10 protein-coding genes, 1 tRNA gene and 1 pseudogene are annotated in these 16,787 nt (G+C 61.3%); 4 read left to right on the forward strand and 8 right to left on the reverse strand.

All coding sequences use genetic code 11. The features are described 5' to 3' along the window. Positions 1-75: 75 nt before the first annotated feature. Positions 76-963 carry a cytochrome c5 family protein gene (locus tag CFB89_RS00670; protein ID WP_089466354.1) on the reverse strand — a complete coding sequence of 296 codons (888 nt, stop codon included), beginning with the start codon at positions 961-963 and terminating at the stop codon, positions 76-78. 251 nt (positions 964-1,214) lie between these two features. On the opposite strand from CFB89_RS00670, the gene CFB89_RS00675 reads away from it, so the two are divergent. After that, positions 1,215-1,290, forward strand: a tRNA-Arg gene (locus CFB89_RS00675). Positions 1,291-1,463: 173 nt separating this feature from the next. Here CFB89_RS00675 and CFB89_RS00680 read toward each other — a convergent pair. Further along, positions 1,464-2,738, reverse strand: a pseudogene (locus CFB89_RS00680) (IS256-like element ISBcen18 family transposase). 632 nt (positions 2,739-3,370) lie between these two features. On the opposite strand from CFB89_RS00680, the gene CFB89_RS35195 reads away from it, so the two are divergent. Together CFB89_RS35195 and CFB89_RS00690 are read left to right on the forward strand one after the other, a co-directional pair. After that, positions 3,371-3,517: a hypothetical protein gene (locus tag CFB89_RS35195; protein ID WP_254213985.1), complete on the forward strand. Its 147-nt coding sequence runs from the start codon at positions 3,371-3,373 to the stop codon at positions 3,515-3,517. A 14-nt stretch (positions 3,518-3,531) separates the two neighbouring features. Then, the gene (locus tag CFB89_RS00690) at positions 3,532-3,897 is read left to right on the forward strand and encodes a DUF1911 domain-containing protein (protein ID WP_256979543.1); all 366 of its coding nucleotides are present in this window, start codon (positions 3,532-3,534) and stop codon (positions 3,895-3,897) included. A gap of 69 nt (positions 3,898-3,966) precedes the next feature. Here the strand turns inward: CFB89_RS00690 and CFB89_RS00695 are convergent, their stop codons facing one another. The 5 genes from CFB89_RS00695 to CFB89_RS33905 all read right to left on the reverse strand — a co-directional run bounded on the left by CFB89_RS00695 (position 3,967) and on the right by CFB89_RS33905 (position 11,194). After that, positions 3,967-4,908 (reverse strand): hypothetical protein, encoded by a 942-nt coding sequence (locus tag CFB89_RS00695; RefSeq protein ID WP_089466357.1) that lies wholly within the window; start codon positions 4,906-4,908, stop codon positions 3,967-3,969. 1 nt (position 4,909) lies between these two features. Further along, positions 4,910-6,781, reverse strand: coding sequence for a hypothetical protein (locus CFB89_RS00700; RefSeq protein WP_089466358.1), 1,872 nt, complete (start codon positions 6,779-6,781; stop codon positions 4,910-4,912). Continuing rightward, complete coding sequence (locus CFB89_RS00705) at positions 6,778-7,965, reverse strand: metallophosphoesterase (protein WP_089466359.1); 1,188 nt, start codon at positions 7,963-7,965, stop codon at positions 6,778-6,780. Before CFB89_RS00705 ends, CFB89_RS00700 begins: the two co-directional genes overlap by 4 nt. A 10-nt stretch (positions 7,966-7,975) precedes the next feature. Next, the gene (locus CFB89_RS00710) at positions 7,976-8,785 is read right to left on the reverse strand and encodes a Dam family site-specific DNA-(adenine-N6)-methyltransferase (RefSeq protein ID WP_179233356.1); all 810 of its coding nucleotides are present in this window, start codon (positions 8,783-8,785) and stop codon (positions 7,976-7,978) included. 318 nt (positions 8,786-9,103) lie between these two features. Continuing rightward, the gene (locus CFB89_RS33905) at positions 9,104-11,194 is read right to left on the reverse strand and encodes a hypothetical protein (RefSeq protein ID WP_144030049.1); all 2,091 of its coding nucleotides are present in this window, start codon (positions 11,192-11,194) and stop codon (positions 9,104-9,106) included. A gap of 605 nt (positions 11,195-11,799) precedes the next feature. On the opposite strand from CFB89_RS33905, the gene CFB89_RS00715 reads away from it, so the two are divergent. Next, entirely contained in the window at positions 11,800-13,350 is a 1,551-nt protein-coding gene (locus tag CFB89_RS00715) for a TIGR04222 domain-containing membrane protein (RefSeq protein ID WP_089466361.1), read from the forward strand. A 68-nt stretch (positions 13,351-13,418) separates the two neighbouring features. Here CFB89_RS00715 and CFB89_RS00720 read toward each other — a convergent pair whose 3' ends face one another. After that, entirely contained in the window at positions 13,419-16,787 is a 3,369-nt protein-coding gene (locus CFB89_RS00720; RefSeq protein WP_089466362.1) for a glycosyltransferase, read from the reverse strand.

The following is a 16,787-nucleotide window of genomic DNA, read 5'->3' on the forward strand; positions in this document are numbered from 1 at the left end:
ACCGGCGACACCAAAACGAAACCCCCGCGATGCGCGTGCGCCGCGGGGGTTTTTTACGGATGGCCGGCTGGGGCGTTACTTGGCCGCGTTGACCATGTAGTCGACGGCCGCCTTCACGTCGGCATCCGACGCGTTCGACCCGCCCTTCGGCGGCATCGCGCCCTTGCCGTGCAGCGCGTAGTTGTAGACCGTATCCATCGAATCCTTCAGGCGCGGCGCCCAGTCTTCCTTGCTGCCGAACTTCGGTGCGCCGAGCACGCCGGCCGCGTGGCAGGCCTGGCAGGTCGACGCGTACAGCGCCTTGCCGGCCGTTGCCGCATCGGCGCTGGCCGGGGCGGCTGCGGGTTTTTCGCCGGCCTTCGGGATCGCGGCGATCGCGGCCATGGCCGCGGCGGCCTGCGCGTTCGACGCGTCGGCGCTCGACGCGGGTGCACCGCTGGCGGGCTGCGCCGCGTTGGCGGCCGGCGCGGCCGGTTCGGGGAAGTTCGCGCCGTCGTTGTTGGCCATGTAGACGATCGCGCGGGCGATTTCATAGTCGCTGACGTCGTCGGGGCTCGTGCCGCCGCGCGGCGGCATCGCGCCCTTGCCCGCGAGGGCCGTCTTCAGCAGCGTGTCGAAGCCTTGCGAGATGCGCGGCGCCCAGTCGTCCTTGTTGCCGAACTTCGGCGCGCCGGCGGCGCCGGTGCCGTGGCAGGTCACGCAGACGGCCTTGTAGACTTCCTCGCCGGTCTTGTACGTGCGGGGCGCGTTGGCGTCCTTCACGTCGACCTTCGCGATCGGCGCGATACGGGCGGCGACCTGCTCGTCGGACAGCGCGTCGGTGCCGGCGCCGGAACGGAACGCATGGTTCGCGTAATTGGCGAACAGGACAATCAGGACGATCGGGATCGCGAACGACGCGATGATGACGGCAATCAGCTGCCCGGGGGTTTTGACGGGAGATTCGTGGGGTGCTTCGCTCATGCTTGCCTCGTCTCCGTGAATAGGAATTGTGAGCGCGGTGCAACGGCAAAATGGCAGTCCAATGAAGCACGGACGATTATAGACGGAACGTTTACATCACGGCGAGCGGCGCGATGGCGCGTGTTTACCCGCACGCAGGGCCGTCCGGCGGCGATTCGGCGGGCAAGGTGGACGCGTCTTGGGAAACCGGGTATCCTTGCCGTCTTGCCAATCGTGGGCGGCCTGTATATGGGGTCGCTTCACTGTCTCACGCGCCCGTAGCTCAATGGATAGAGTACTGCCCTCCGAAGGCAGGGGTTGCTGGTTCGATCCCAGCCGGGCGCGCCAAGAATTCCCAGTAGAACAAAGACTTAGAGAGTGTGGAGTTAATCAATTAATGTCGTTTTCGACACGAATTGGTTGTTTTTCCATAGATATCAGTCCATAGCTGGACGATTTTCCTGTCGTCGTCTGCGACGAACCTGTCCGCATTTTTGTGGGCGAGGCGGTTGAACAACGCGTTATCCACGCGCCTGCATAAATCGCTCGCCGAACAGGATAGCAAACTGGTTCATCGCTGATTTCCAGTCGAATGCGGACCGCACGGTCTTGGCCAGTACATTGCGCAGCGCCAGCCAGAGCAGCTTGATGGCCGCCTCGTCATTCGGGAAGTGACCGCGGGTCTTGATGATCTTGCGTAGTTGCATGTTCAGGCTCTCGATGGCGTTTGTCGTATAAACGACCCGTCGAATCTCCGGCGGAAACACGTAGAACGGCACGACGTGTTCCCACGCGCGTTGCCAGGACTGCACGATCATCGGGTACTTCGTGCCCCGGGACCCGTCGGCGAAGTCTTACAGCGCCTGCCGTGCCGCCTCTTCGCTGGCAGCTGCGTAGATGGGGCGCACCGCTGCGGCGGGCACCTTGCGGTCCTTGTAGCTGGCGTATTCGAGGCTGTTGCGGATCAGGTGCACGATGCAGGTCTGAACGGTGGTCCGCGGATAGGCCGCGCTGATGGCCTCGGTGAGCCCCTTCAGGCCATCGACCACGGCGATCAGGATGTCCTGGCAGCCGCGCGTCTTCAGTTCGTTGAACACCTTGAGCCAGAACTTGGCTCCCTCGGTCTGCTCGATCCAGAGGCCCAGCACGTCGCGCTGGCCGTCGGCCTGAATGCCCAAGGCCAGATAGACGGCCTTGTTGCTGACCACGCCGTCGTCGCGGATCTTGACCCGCAGCGCATCGAAGAACACGACCGGATACATCGTCTCAAGCAGGCGGCTCTGCCAGCTCAGCGCTTCGGCCATCACCTCGTCGGTGACCGAACTGATGAAGTCGGGAGACACTTCGGTGCCGTAGCTCTCGGCCAGAAACGCCTGAATCTCGCGCACGCTCATGCCGCGGGCGTACATCGCGATGATGCGTTCGTCAAAGCCGGTGAAGCGGCGCTCATGCTTGGGAATCAGGATCGGCTCGAAGCTGCCGTCGCGATCGCGGGGGACTTCGACCCGAACCGGGCCCCGATCGGTGATGACCGTCTTGCCGCTGGCGCCGTTGCGCTCGTTGGCTTGCCCGGCCGGCTTGGACTGGCCCGACGGGTAGCCCAGATGCAGATTCATCTCGGCGCCCATTGCGCGTTCGATGACTGCTTTGTTGAACGCCAGCATCAAATCCTGGACCTCGGTCGGCGTCATCGGCCCCTTGACCAGTTGGTCCAGCAGTTCCTTGGGCAGTTCAGGCAGCGGCCCGCGAGCCGCCGCCTGACGCGCTACAGTTTGCCGTTTCTTCTTCATTGGCATATCCATGACTTTTACCTCTCATGATATGCCCCGCCCACAAAATGACGGATAGGTCCTCTGCGACCGCCTCCGCTCTTACGGCCGCCTGCTCCGCTGCTTGCATCGACGCCTGCAAGGCAACGCACTCGCTCAAGGAAGATGCCGGCTTGCTTGTACCGGAAGCTCAAACCGGTCCTGTCGAAAACGTCCTGCTGTATTCGCCGTCTTACGGGCTTTTCCCGTTTCGCGACAATAGCGTCGAACGATTTCCGAAACTCGTCGAACTTCAAATCTTCCAATTCCCTTGCGGTGCGGCGCACACGCTCCTGCCCGGCATCCACGAGTTGCTGGTTCAGCGTGGGCGAGAGCGAACGCAGAAATTTGGTCGAGACGTCCAATAGGTCTGCGGCCTCGCGCGCGGAAGACGCTCGCCCTGATTCGACTATCTGCTCAAACTCCTGCCGAAGTTCATTCCGCGGTCGGCGAGCCCCCTTCCGTTTGCGGACGCAAAGCTGAGTCGGCCGAGCCGGAGCCGGGCGTTTGAACAGCATCACCTTGTTCCCGAGAATCACGTCCGAGATAGCGGCGCCACAGCAGAAAGCAATGAGCGCCAGACGCGGGAGGCTCGGGCGCGTTTTTCCCGATGTCCACCCGTGAAGCGCTCCTTTGCTTACGCCGAGATGCCGGGCGAAATGGGAGAGGTTGCCAGCGAAGAGCACCTCGGTTGCATAACGGAGGAAGTTCGTCGGCGCACCGACGTCGTGAAATTCATGTGGGTGATGATGCAGGTCGTCGACTAAATCGGCGACGAGCCGTGCGAACTGAACGTCCTCCTCACGTCGGTTACTGGGCCGTCGAAGCAGCGGCCGTCGCATATCTTCTACAGCTAGACGACAGCTCCTTCCGTGAACATCTGTTGTATCCGAAAGACCTCGCTGACTTCGCCCGCAGCTTCGACGCATCATCAAAGGTAACCGCGCCGGCGTTTCAAGGTGGCGTCGCAACGACTGTGCGTACAGGCCAGACTTGCCCGGAAACCGGCATCTGGAAAGCGCAAGGGCATCACGTTCCAGGCGTTATGGTGCGACAAGGCGAGCGCATGCCGGAAGTGTTCGCTCCGGACCGGTCAGGCGCATATCGCTCCCAACCCGCGCTCTGGGAGCTTGAACGCAGAGCATGAGCTTCTTGTCGCCGGCGCGGTGAAGAGGCACGCCGGCCACTCAATCCACTGACGAATTGGTTATTGCTGTCAGTGTGCTGCGCGAAAAATTACAGAGACAGACACAATGTGTCCCGACGGCTTGCGATTAACCGGTGCCTCCAACGAACCGCTGCTTACCCTCCAGACCCCAACGTCATCATTCAAGCTGGCGACCAGGAGCGTGACCAAGGCAAAAAGCTTCGGGCCGAACGGAATCAGCACCGCATTGAAGTGTGGCTTCAACATATCGACGAGCGAGTTCATCTCGTGGAATAGTTGAGCAGGTTCGTTTAGGTCATACGGCTGACACCGCCCGTCAGCCTGAATGATGTCGAGCAAGGACTGGTTTGCCGCTAGGACTTGCTGGTAATACTCAGGAATTGGCCCGAGCGGATAGTAGGCCCACGTGGCGTTGTTGATTTCCAGATGGTCCACAATTCCAATAGCCTTGTTCGGCTCGTAGCCAAGGCCCACGATGGCAGCCGGCGGCCGGTCCGGCCGCGTTGTCCAGCCAGCAAACTGTGGAATGACGGGCTCCACTGTGACCGTAGGCGCAGTGTCTTCCACCGGCGGCGTAAATTCAGCGATGGAATACCGAAATGTGACGGTCACCTCGGTACTTGATAGGGCGCGCAGTGCATCAACTAGATGGGCCAGGCGGAAGCGATTGAAGCACGAGATATCGACTTCCACCTTTCGTATGCCGCCGTCCCGTGCTTGATGGCGTAGATACTGGTCGAGCGCTTCTCGAAATGCGTCGTCACCGACCTCAATCAAATCAAAGCCTGCGCTCTCGAACCATGCTCTGTTCGTCTCATATTCGAGTTCACGCTGCGACACGAAGCCAATGGCTAGTCTCTTCTTCGCAGTTTCGTGAAATTCCCGGGCGGCTGCCCGGGCACGACCTTCGTAGCCACATGCGGCGATAAATACGTCGATGTCGTCCGAAGGTTTGCTCTCAACATTTCGAATCGAAGTCAGTGTGAGCATTTCAATCCATATCAAATGAGAGTTGGGTTTGCCCGTTCCCCTGCCTCTCAGGCTGGCGCTCACGACGCGGTAGGAGGTTCGAGAGGCGGACAGTTTTTCCTTTGCGAAGGAGCAACCCATATTTTGCCGCGAGCAGGAAACTCAATCGCAAGTTCGCGTTGAGCATCTCGCCGACAATCGCTTTCGAAGATGACTCATCGACGAGCATGACCGCCCCGCGATTTACCGCAGAAGCCAATAGGGCCTGAGTTCGCTCGGAGACGTTTTCGTCCACCATGAAACTTTGTGCTGGGTCAATGCTGAAGTGCTGCTCGACAAGCTCGGCATGCAACCGGGAGCCGATTTCCTCTAAAAGCGCGTCCAGCGGCAATTCATCACCTTGAGCGCCAGTGTGCTCTACAGGAATCGTCTTTAGAAGCGCAATCATCCGGTCGGCCGCGGCGTCAATTTCCTTCGCCTGTTCGGACCCAGGAACTCTTCGCTCACCACTTTCGACAAGAAAGTTGATAAGTGGTGAAACAAGGCTGATGAACCACCGAGGATTGCCCTCCGTAATGGCGAAAATCGAGTCGGCCCCAGCATAAAGCTCGAGCGTCTTTCGTTGACGCGCAGCTACCTCGCCCTTTTTGGACTCGTGCAAGAAAAAGTCACGAACTGCCGCGACAGGTGCAGCCTTACGAAGAACGCTGTCTCTCTTGCTCGCCCAAAGGCTCTCCGCGGCGGATAGGTCGATGCTCTTCTGCTTCAGGAAACTGGAAAACGAACGGTCCTTCCTCTCAAGGGATGTAAAGACCTTATACCAAGGCTCACCTGGACTGTAAGGACTGCGGCGGCGCACTCCGCGATTGTCTTTCGGCTCGAACACCGAGCGTCCCAACGCCTCCTCGGCTGTGATTCTCAGTCCGTGCTTTTGCGTTAGGGAAGCCCACAGCGCACGACAGAAAGTCTTCGAGTCTGTACGGTCGGAGTACCACAGGCGGATTTGCTGATAGTCGTGACCGAGAGCAGCGCCGTCCTGCTTGAATAGCGCTCTATATGCAGTAGCAGATACCGGACTAATAGCGAGCTTGAGATAGAGCCGCGGGTCCGACATACGAAGCGCGGAGAACAACTGGTCGACAATCCAATCTGGCGCTGTCTCCAGCTCGTCAAACAGAAGGCTCCACCGCGCCCCAGTCTCGCCGACTGCCTCATTGAAACTCGCACAGATATTTGAGCAGATATCAAGGAAGTCGAGATGGAGATAGTCCAACAACGCAAGCTTCTCTGAGCATTGTGCGTGCGAGAGCAGGCTGCAGGAATTTGCCAGCAAACGAATGTCCGACAGGCGATTCCGCAGAGATTGACGGACGGCCAGAAGACTCGGAATCTCGGGCTTTACCCGTAGCGCCGTGGCAAGCTCTCGAGCCAGCAATGCCTCCTGGTCACTGTTGAGCACGACTGCACGGTACGTATAGCCTGAATTCGCGCGTGCAGCCATTGTCTCCAGCACCGCGTGAATCACGTGTGTAGTGAAGCAGGCGAGAACAAGCGTCCGATGGTTTTGCTCGTTTAGCTTTCCATATCCGAGAGAGTTAAGCTGCTTCGACCAGCTTATATCGGACGCAATAAACACGCCGCTGTACTTGACCGCAGACCGGAAGGCATCCGCCTTCGGCCCCGTCCAAGTTGCGAGCGCGCTTGGCTGCAGCATCTTCAGCAAAGTAGTCTTCCCGCTACCTCGCGGCCCTATGAGAACCGCGTGATAGTCTCCTGCTAACCTTTCGAAGTGTGAAGAATAGACGAAGCCGTTCGCGACCTCGGCTGGCCCAAGGTATTTCGCATTGAATGCCTCGGCATTGATTGACAGGCTCACGCGCTCGATTTTTGTCACGTTGACCTCACCCCGAATTCGTACGGAAGACCGGTACCGTCACACGTGATGACAATGTTATGCCTCGTATTGAGCGTGCCGCTCAGTGCAATAAATTTGCGCGGTGTGAGGTGAGCCAAGTCCGGCTGCAATTTCAGCATCTCGTCCCACTTCACCAATTGGTGCGCACCCATTGAATCAACCACGGCACGTGCAAGTTGCTGCACGCTACCTTCGAATCCAAATCCCAAGCGGCTTGGGAAAGTGACATTGGCATTGCCATAGTCTTTCCAGCCATAGCCTTGGACCCAATTCCAGGACTTGACGACGCCGCGCAATTCGTCGTCCACACCGAATCGCTCAACCTGAACCAAGTGAAAATAATTCCGCGACACGGACGCGTTTGCACCCTCGAGTCGTCCGGAGAAGCTTCCGCACGCGAGCACCACGGGTTGCTGAAACTCGCCTTGAGCGAGTTCAATTTTCGGGTGATGCTTGTGGCCGTGAATGACGAGCCACGCCCCATTGCTCGACAACGTATCGAGCAATTTCTGACCGTTGAGCATGATATCGCCACCAAGGTCAAGTTCGCTGTGCACGTGGGGATGGTGGTGACATACCGCAACATTGAACTCTGAGCCTTGCTGCCCATCGAGGTCTCGCCGCAGTTTCTCGAGGGTATAGCCGGTAACCGCACCGCGCTCCAGTTCGTCACGATGCTCATGCAACCAAGAGGAATTGAGCACCAAAAAGCGTACCCGTCCAATGGTCGTCAAAAAGTAGCCATGAGCCCAGAAGTGGTCGGCCAGCGCGTCATCGGCAATCGGAAATCGCGGCAGCAAGCGCATCAGCGCTTCACGGGGAATTGTTCCTTCGTTGTGGCCGCGAGAGTCGACATCGTGGTTGCCGACCGTCGCAATTACTTCTTGCGCCCCCAACTTTTGCTTCAATACATGCAACTGCTCCCAAACGAACTTCAGTGCGCCACCATCGGCTCGGTTCGTCATATCTCCGGGGCAGATAACGAAGTCGGCGGTTAAGCTCTCGCGGCCAACTAGTTCGTAGAGTGACGACAACGGATTATCGTGCTGGCCGAAGCCGTCGGCATCAGAATAAAGCTTGACTTCAGTTCCTTTCGGGTCGCTGCTTTTTGGGGCGGCGTGCAGGTCGCTCAAGACCGCAAACGTGATAGGTTGCTGGCTCATCCGTCCACACCTACTCGTAGTTGCGGAGTTGGTACTCGCGTACGGACTTCCGACCTTTCGAGAACCCCGCGATGCTCCGGCGTACCGGCGCGTATGTCAGGTGCCAGCCCGGGAGGGCCTTGCGTAGCGTGTGCGCCTGGTTGTAGGAAATCAAAATCCGGACGCCACGCTCGTCCGCCGAGCGGACCTCGTCAATCAGTCGCTCGACATCATCGTCTGAAAAGGCGTTCCAGCCGTATTCGCCACGGTTGCGAACGCTGCCATAGTAGTACGGAGGGTCGAGGTAGATGAAATCGTTCTCGGTCGTGCCCCGGACCGCCTGGGCGAAATCTCCACAGTACAGCTCCGCGTTCTGCAGGCGCGCGGAGAACTGGCGAAGCTCCTCTACACTGGGGAGCGGACCTGTGCGATACCCACCAAATGGAACATTGAATTGACCATTACGGTTCTCTCGGTATACGCCGTTGAAACAATAGCGGTTCAGGTAGAGAAATTTTGCAGCGTCGAATGCTGCATCTGTACCCATCGGCAACGCGCGCAAGTGGAGATACGTCTCTTTGTCGACGCTCCAGCGAGCCAGGAAGGATGCGACTGCATCCGGAGAGGCTCGTAGCGCTCCGTAGGCGGAGACAAGATGCGGATTCACGTCACCGAGCAGTGCTCGACCCGGATTCAGGGCCAAAAAGAGGCACGCGGAGCCACAGAACGGTTCGATGTAGCGTCCTTGAATCAGGGGTGTCAGGCTCGTTAACTTCGGAAGAATCTGCCGTTTGCTACCCGCCCATCTCAAGACGGGTTTCACCCTTGCATCACTTGTCATTTGGACCATTCCCCGGTAAGCGTTGTGCGATTCTAATGTACGAGACCGGCATCTGGTAAGCGTGCAGGGCGTATGGGGCAATCCCGTCTGGACTCTGCCCACCGCGCAGCATGGCAAGCGGGACTCTTTCGACTGACACACAAAGGGCAAGCAGAGGTTGTGCACGCGATATGGGCGCCAGCAAGACGTACAGCACGCCTATTTTCGACGCGACGATTGCGACACGAAAATCGTGCCGGGCGTGTGGATTGCCGTAAGTCTACCGCACGCAGCTTAAGGTCCCATCGAGCGTGCGGCGCCGGGTCAAGTGAGGGGGCACTACGCTTTCACAGGCTTAACTACTCGCCTGGTGTGCTGAGCGAAACTGCAGCGCTTGATGAGGGCTTCGATTTCTCGAGTGTTGCTAGGCATCTCGACGACCGGACTGCGTACTCGGCCTGCCGAATCAGTTTCGTCAAATGGAGGGATTTCCATATCCAACGGCTTGACGCAAGCTCCGTACGATTCTCGCTTGGGCGGTTTCTTCACTGCCATGATGATGGCATCCGCATCGGGTACCCCCTGGCTGCGAAAGTCCACATGAAATTCTATCTCCCTTCCCTCCGCGTCAAATCCCCCGCCAAAGATGCTGCTGCCAGATAGCAAAATATTGAACAGCGTATCCGCGTGCACGAAGTAAGGCTCTTCGGTACGTTCCCCCTCTAGAAGAAATGAATTTGACACCACAAGAGCCACGACTCTTTCAATCTTGGGGGGAGTGTCTGTCGCTTGTATTCGCCTAAGCCATGACGCGACAACGCTGGGATTCGAGGCAAGATGTTCTCTTTTTCTCATAACTTGATGTATCTTGTCCTGAAGTGCTTCGTGAGCAGACCAAAACTCATAGGGTTCGGCTGGATATCCGATTGCTAGACATTCGAGAATGAAAAGAGTTGTGCCAGAAATAATTGCGGCGTCGACATCACCAACCTCATTTCCGTCGGCCGCCTTCTCGGGAACGGGTAGCCGTGGTCCAAGCGGTATGTAGTGCATCGCCGGGCGCCCTATGGCTGGGTGTCCGAAACGGGCCAGTGCATCTAGCGCGAGGTGTACGACATCCTCGTATTTGTGCCCCTTGTCGGAAAACCTGACACCACTTTCCGTGTCAGACGTCCCCCAATCTGCCACAAGTCTCATGAGGTGGCCGTTTTGAAGCGGTTGCCAAAGCGGTATCAGGTCGGCACCGATTTCGAGAAGCGGTCGGGTCCAGATAGTCTGACGCCCGCCCTTGTATGTTAGGAAGTTGACAATCGCTTTTGCCTCTTGAGGTTGGACATCTATAACCCTAGACAAGGCTTGATAAAGTTGTTCGGCTGGTAGAATTGTAAGGGGGAGGCTATCATTCAACCGATTTTCCTCAGATGCTCTTCTGAAGTAAATAAAATCGTCAGTCGTCAAAAGTGCGATGCAATACCAAGCGTCAAGAACTTTTTTGTAAGTAAGTTCTTTCAATGACGGATGGGATTTTTCCAAAAAGAATTTGACGTGAAGGTTGATTTGTGCGGCCTGTAAAATTGCAAGCTCCAACGCAACTTGCCGTTGCTCCTCAGGCAATGCATCGATTGTGGTGGCTACTAGGCGCGATTCTTCTGAGCCTATTCGATTTAGTGCGAGAATTTGGCGTTTGCCCAGCTGACGATGAAGGTCAAAATCAGTGAATTCGTCTACGTCGCGTGCGATTACAACCTGTCTTCTTTGCAAATCGACGCATGCCATTAGTTCCAAAGCAGAAACTGTTTTATCAATGGCGTAGTTGTGTGGCGGGTTGGGCCCTACATAGGCGTGAGCGCTGCCCCACAGAACGGAATGCCATAGATTTCGGAGAGATTCGAACAAGTAACCAAGCCTGATAACTACCGGTAACACGGCATCAATGCTTGCGGATTCTGGGTTGTCACCAGTTCCGCCAAACCCTTTTCTGTCACGCGTGTGACGGAGAACATGTCGAACGCTGTCAATTGTGGCCTCTAATATTTCTGGCGGGGTATAGGAGTTTCCGCAGTGGTCAGTGGCGGTTCGCAGCGTGAATAAGGCATCGCGAGTAATTTCAGTGACATTGGATAGTGCGTCTGCATATTCCGTAGACAACGTAAGTTGCTGCCTATGCGTAAAGATTGCCACCGCTGTTGCTACCTCATCATAGCTAAAACGCCGACACCTTTTCTCTACGTCATCAAGTGTGTCAAAGAGACGTTTTGCCCGCCACGCAATGAGCTCTCCGAATCTACATGCTTGAAAGTCTTCCGGAGACCCATCATGATTTGCCTCAAAGGCTGCAAGAAATACGGAGAGGTCGAACCGCGGTTCCAATGGGTCAGGGACGAGTCGTGGTTGACCCTGCTGAACGCGTAACATTGAAACGAAGCGCATAGATAGTCTGCTCTGTAATTGAGTTGGATTTTATTTATATCTGAGCATATGTTCGGCGTGTAGGCAAGTGCCATATATCGAGCACTCTCGCTTTTTTCAATGCGTGAATCGTAAAGATGAATCATCGGTTGGTCGTCAGATTGTAGAGCGAGCCCCTGAAACGCCGGGCGTAGTCCCTGCATACGACTGCGCGCAACGGCTCGGGCTGCGTTCGGAGAAGAGGCTCGGTTCCCGGCCGGAGTGTCGTGTCGACACACTCCAGCGCCCTCGGCTGAATTTGGGTCTCGACCATGCAATGATTAAGTGCCCGCAGACACGCACGACACGAATAGCTGGGATGGCAGGCGCGGGCGTGGGCTGGACAGGGGATTTTCGGTCTTTCCGTGCCAAGAATTGCCTGTCTGCGAGCGACAGGAATTGATTAACTCCACACCCGATCCGTTTTCCTGAAATCGCCAAGCGTAGCGTCACCCCACGGTATCGCATCGCCATCTCCCGCACCGCTTCCCACGCTATTCCGCCGCCTTCCCATTGTGCGAGAATCGCCCGCAACGACAACTCCAAGCGTCGATCGCGGCGGCCGTCCGCGCATCGCGCCGACTCCGATGGCTGCCATTCCGTCCACCTCGACCGCAGTCGCTGCCTGCGCGCTGACCGATGTGCAGCAGGCGCTGCTCGCGCGTCTGCATGCATATTCCCCCGACGATCCGCACGCGCCGCTGCCGTACAGCCGCCGCCTCGCCGAAGCCGAAAGCTGGTCGCACGACCACGCGCTGGCCGTAATCGACGAATACAAGCGCTTCGCGTTCCTCGCGCAGGTAGCCGGCCATCCGGTCACGCCGTCGGTCGCGGTGGACGCCGCATGGCACCTGCACCTGCAATACACGCGCGAATACTGGGACGGGTTCTGTGCCGACGTGCTGCGCGCGCCGCTGCATCACGTGCCGGGCGCGGGCGCGCCCGACGAGGCCGCGCAGTACGCGCGGCACTACCGGCAGACGCTCGACAGCTACCGCCGGCTCTTGGGCTGCGAACCGCCCGAAGCGATATGGCCGCGCCCCGTGGCCGAGCCGGCCGTGCCCGCCGACGCCCCGGTGCAGCAGCGCGCAGAACGGCGCGACGGCCCTTCGAGCGCGCCCGCCGCGCGCCGGCGACGCTGGCGGCGCTTCGCGAAGTTCGCGTGGCCAACGGCGGCGATCAGCGTCGCGGCGACCTGCGCGAGCGCGAGCGATTTCAATGTGCTGGACTTCTCTGGGCCGGACTTTCTCGGATTGTTCTACGTGCCGCTCTGCATCGCCGCGCTGCTGCTGATCGCCGGCCTGCAGTGGATCGAATACCGCCACCGTGCGTGGGGAACGCGTGCCCCCGAATCGTCGCCCGACCTGAGCGCGGAGGAAGCGGCGTATCTCGCGGGCGGCGGCGCGCGGATGGCGCAGGTCGCGATACTGTCGCTCGCGCATGCCGGTGCGATCGAGCTGCGGATGAGCAAGGTCCACGGCGCGCGGGTGCGGATCGACGATCCGCGACATGCAGGCGCTTATGGTGCCGACTGGGAATGGCTGAGGAGGCAACCTGGCGGCGAGACGAGCTGCCACGCGTTCGGTCAGCGTCTCGCGTGGCGCGAAGCCGACTGCGCCGCAGCGTTGCAGCGCAAAGGCTGGCTCTGGGCGCCGGGCGAGATGCGGGCGACGCGGATGGCCGCGCGCGCGATCCTGCTGCTCGTGTTCGGCGCGGGCGCGGCGAAGCTCGCGGTCGGCCTGACCCGCGGCAGGCCCGTGCTGCTGCTGATGATTTTCATGACGGCGTTCATGGTCGCGTACCACTTCATGGTCGGACGCCTGCCCGGCTTCGGGCGCGGCGGCATGACGCGCGGCGGCGAGGCGGCGCTCGCCGCGCACCGCGACGAACGCCGGGGCGACCGCGCGACGCCGGACGGCCTCTTGTGGACGGCCGCGCTGTTCGGTGCCGGCGCGCTCGCCGGCACCGTGTGGGCCGCGCATTCGAAAGTGCTGATGGCGCCGCCGCCCGTCGCGGTGAACACCGGCGGGTCGAGCGGTTCGTCCGACTCCGGCGCCGGGGACGGCAGCAGTTCGAGTTCGTGCAGTTCGTCGAGCGCATGCAGTTCAAGCAGTTGCGGCGGCTGTTCGAGCAACTGAGCACCGGGCGCTGCCGGGATAGCGCGCCGGGCCGCCAGCGTCAGGCAAGCGGCACGGCGCGCGTCGAACTACGCGATCGCGGCATCGGCGGGCGTTCGTGCCTGCGCAGCACGCCCGTCGCCCGCCTCGACGATCAGCGTCCAGTCGAACGCCGGCAGTGCGCAGAGCTGTTCGACGGTGGCCGTGTATTCGTGCACGGGCGCGTGCAGGTAGCGCACCTTGTCGGTCCATTCGGGCAGTGTCGCCTGCGACGTGGTCAGCACGACCGCCAGCAGATCCTGTTCCGGCCGCCTTGCGATTTCCTGCAGGCTCAGCCGGACCTTGTCGAGGTCGCCCTCGGCGTCCAGGATCAGCGCGCCGGGGATCGGCGCATCCGGCCGGCCGGGCTGGTTGCCGACAGCGCCTTTGTCGATGCACTGCTGATACACATGGCGATAGCGCGGCAGCGCCTGCTGTAGCGCGTGATGCTTGCGGACCTTCGCCTGCGCCGTGCGCGCGAGCCCGCGGCGCAGCGCCGGGTTCGCGATCAGCCGGTCGAGCGCGTCGACCCACGCCTGCGGCTCGTCCGGGACCAGCAGGCCGTCGCAGCCGTCGTGCAGCGCGAGGCGATAGGCTGGCCGGTCGCTGACGATCGAGGCGATGCCGGCCGCCGCGTATTCCTGCCACTGGATCGTGCTCGTGCCGGCGTTGTAGTCGTGGTCGGCGAGCGGCAGCAGCGCGATGTCCCAGCACCGTTCCGGCAGGCGTTGTGCGTGCGCGTCGTAGCCGTGAAGCTCGGGCTCGCACCCGGCGTCCGGGCGGCCGGCCCAGCCTGGCGGGACGTCCGCGCCGACGAAACTCACCTTCACCTTGCCGGGATGGCGCGCGCAGATCGCCTGCAGCGCCGCGTCGACGAGCGCGAAGTTGTCGGCGCGCAGCGACGCGCCGGCGATGCCGATCGTCACGCAGTCGTCGCCGCGCGCCGTCACGGGGCGGTAGAACCGGTCGAAGTCCACGCTGTCGGGCAGCACGTGAACGCGCGGGTGCGACAGCCGGTAGCGGCTGGCGATGAACGGCGTGGATACGATCACGGCGTCCGCGTTGCGCAGCACGAGCTCGATCCCCGCGCGGGCCATCCCGCCTTGCGCGGCGAGCGGGTGCGCGGCCGGCAGGTCGGTCAGCAGGTCGTCGGTCTCGTAGATCACCGGCTTTTCATGCTTGAAGATCGTATACAGGTCGTCGCCCGTCAGGATGCCGGGCGTCAGCCGGTGCAGCAGGATGGCGTCGGCCGTGGCCAGCACGCTGCTGTCGATCTGGCCGTCCCGGATGCCCGGGACGAGTTCCCATTCGTCGTTCAGCAGATCGAACGGCAGCGTGAGGCGAATTCGCGATGACGCGCACGCGTCCGGATCGATCGAATACACGATCAGGCGCTTGCGGCGCGGTGCGGCGTCCGCAGTCGCGGCGACGGGCGCCCGCGTCCGGTTCTCCGCGAGCAGCCGCGCGTACAGCACGCCGTGGCGGGCGGCGTTGCGGCCGATGTCGTGCTGCGCACGGATCGCATCCTGCGCGGCCGCGGCGAGTTGCGCGCGGGTTTGCGGATGCTCGATCAGGTGCGCGATCGCGTCGACCCACGCGTCGGCGGTGTCGGCGACGAGCCAGCCCGTGCGGCCGTGGACCACCGGGCAACCGTCCGCCGGCGTGGCGACGAGCACCGTGGCCGCGCCGGCCGCCGAGCATTCGAGCCATGCGCGCGGCGGCGCATCGTCGCGCAACGTGACCGGCGCCGCGACCAGCGCGATGTCGAGGTCCGCGCGCTTGAGCGCGTCGGCGTAGCTGTCGTAAGGGGCAGGCTCGGCGATCAGCGTGACGTCCGGTTCACGTTCCCAGCCGGCCGGCAGCGCCGCGCCGACGAACGACACCCGGAGCTTCCCCGGAAACCGGCGGCGGAGCTCGGCCAGCGCCTGGCGGAGCTGCTCGAGACGCACGCCGTCGAGACCGGTGCCGGAAACGGCGAGGTTCACGTGGTCGCGCACGCCGGGCGCCGCGCGGTGCAGACGCTCGAGATCGACGCCGGTCGGCAGCACGTGGACCGATGCGTTGACATGACGGTACTGCCGCAACAGCGCTTCCGACGGCACGACGAGCGCATGCGCGCGCTGCACGGCGCTGCGGATGCCGGCCTTGCGGCGCGCGTTGTCGGCCGCGCCGGGGATGTCGGCGAGCAGCGTGTCGAGCGGCGCGTCGATCTCGAGGACGACCGGCTTGCCGAGCGAGAACAGGTGTTCCAGCGTGGCGGGGGACAGCAGGCCGGGCGTGTCGCCCTGCAGCACGATCAGGTCGGCGCGCTGCAGCGCGTCGGGATCGATGCCGGCTTGCGTGACAGGGAAAGTCAGTGCCCATTCGCGGTCCAGCCGCGCGAACGGCTGCACGAAGCGCAGGCTGGTGCGCGCGTGGTCGGCCGGTTCGGCGGTGACGACCGCGATGCACGAGCGCGGCGCGGACGCCGGCTGTCCCGGGGCGGCGGCGCCCGTCGCGACGGCCTGCGCATCCAGCTTGTCCGCGTGTGCCTGGGTCCGCTCGACGAAGTTCTGCAACTGCTGCCAGAACGCGTCCTCTTCCTTCAGGTAGACGCCGCGCGCTTCGTGAACGGTGGCCTTCGCGTGCGCGATCTCGTGTTCGTCGAGCCCCCACGCGATGCCCTTGCCGTCCATCACCCACCGGGTCGGCTCCGACAGCGACGCGTCATTCATGATGCACACGACCGGGCATCCGCACAGCAGCGCTTCGAACACGGCGGTGGACCATTCGTACATGTACACGCACTCGACCTGTCGGAACAGCGCCGCGAGTTCGTGCGCCGAACGTTCCGGCACGCGGGTCGAGATTTCGATCGACTCGGCGGTGACCGGATGCAGCGTGCCGCCGCGCCGCAGGTGGCGATTGATGAAGACGGCCGTGCCGTTGCGGCGGGCGTTGTCGACACCGTCGCTGTTGAAGATGCGCGTGTCGACCAGCGGTATGCGCAGCAGGTCCGCCTTCCATTCTTCGGGCACCAGCGACGGCCCGAACGTGAAGATGAGGTCGTTCGGCTGCAGGGCGATCGGTTCGCCGTTGATGCGACCGGGCTCGGCCAGCAGGTAGCGCACGACGCAGCGCGCGTTGAACGGATTGCCGGTGACGACATCCGGGTAGACGACGATCGGGCTGCGATTCGCGCGGGCATGCGCCTGCACGATGTCGTTGGTCAGCGGCGGCGTGCGCAGATCAGGATGCACGACCGGCGTGCAGACGTACGCTTCTTGGCCGAGCAGGTTCAGCACGTGGCACAGGTAGTGCATCGCGCGGATCCCGCCGGAGGTTTGCCGGAAATTCGGCGCGAGTATGTAGTACGGGTGGCCGAGTCGCGTAAAGATGCGCGAACCGCCGTGCGCCAAGCCAGATTTGGGAGTGGTCAT

Source organism: Burkholderia sp. AU16741, assembly GCF_002223345.1.
Classification (GTDB): domain Bacteria; phylum Pseudomonadota; class Gammaproteobacteria; order Burkholderiales; family Burkholderiaceae; genus Burkholderia; species Burkholderia sola.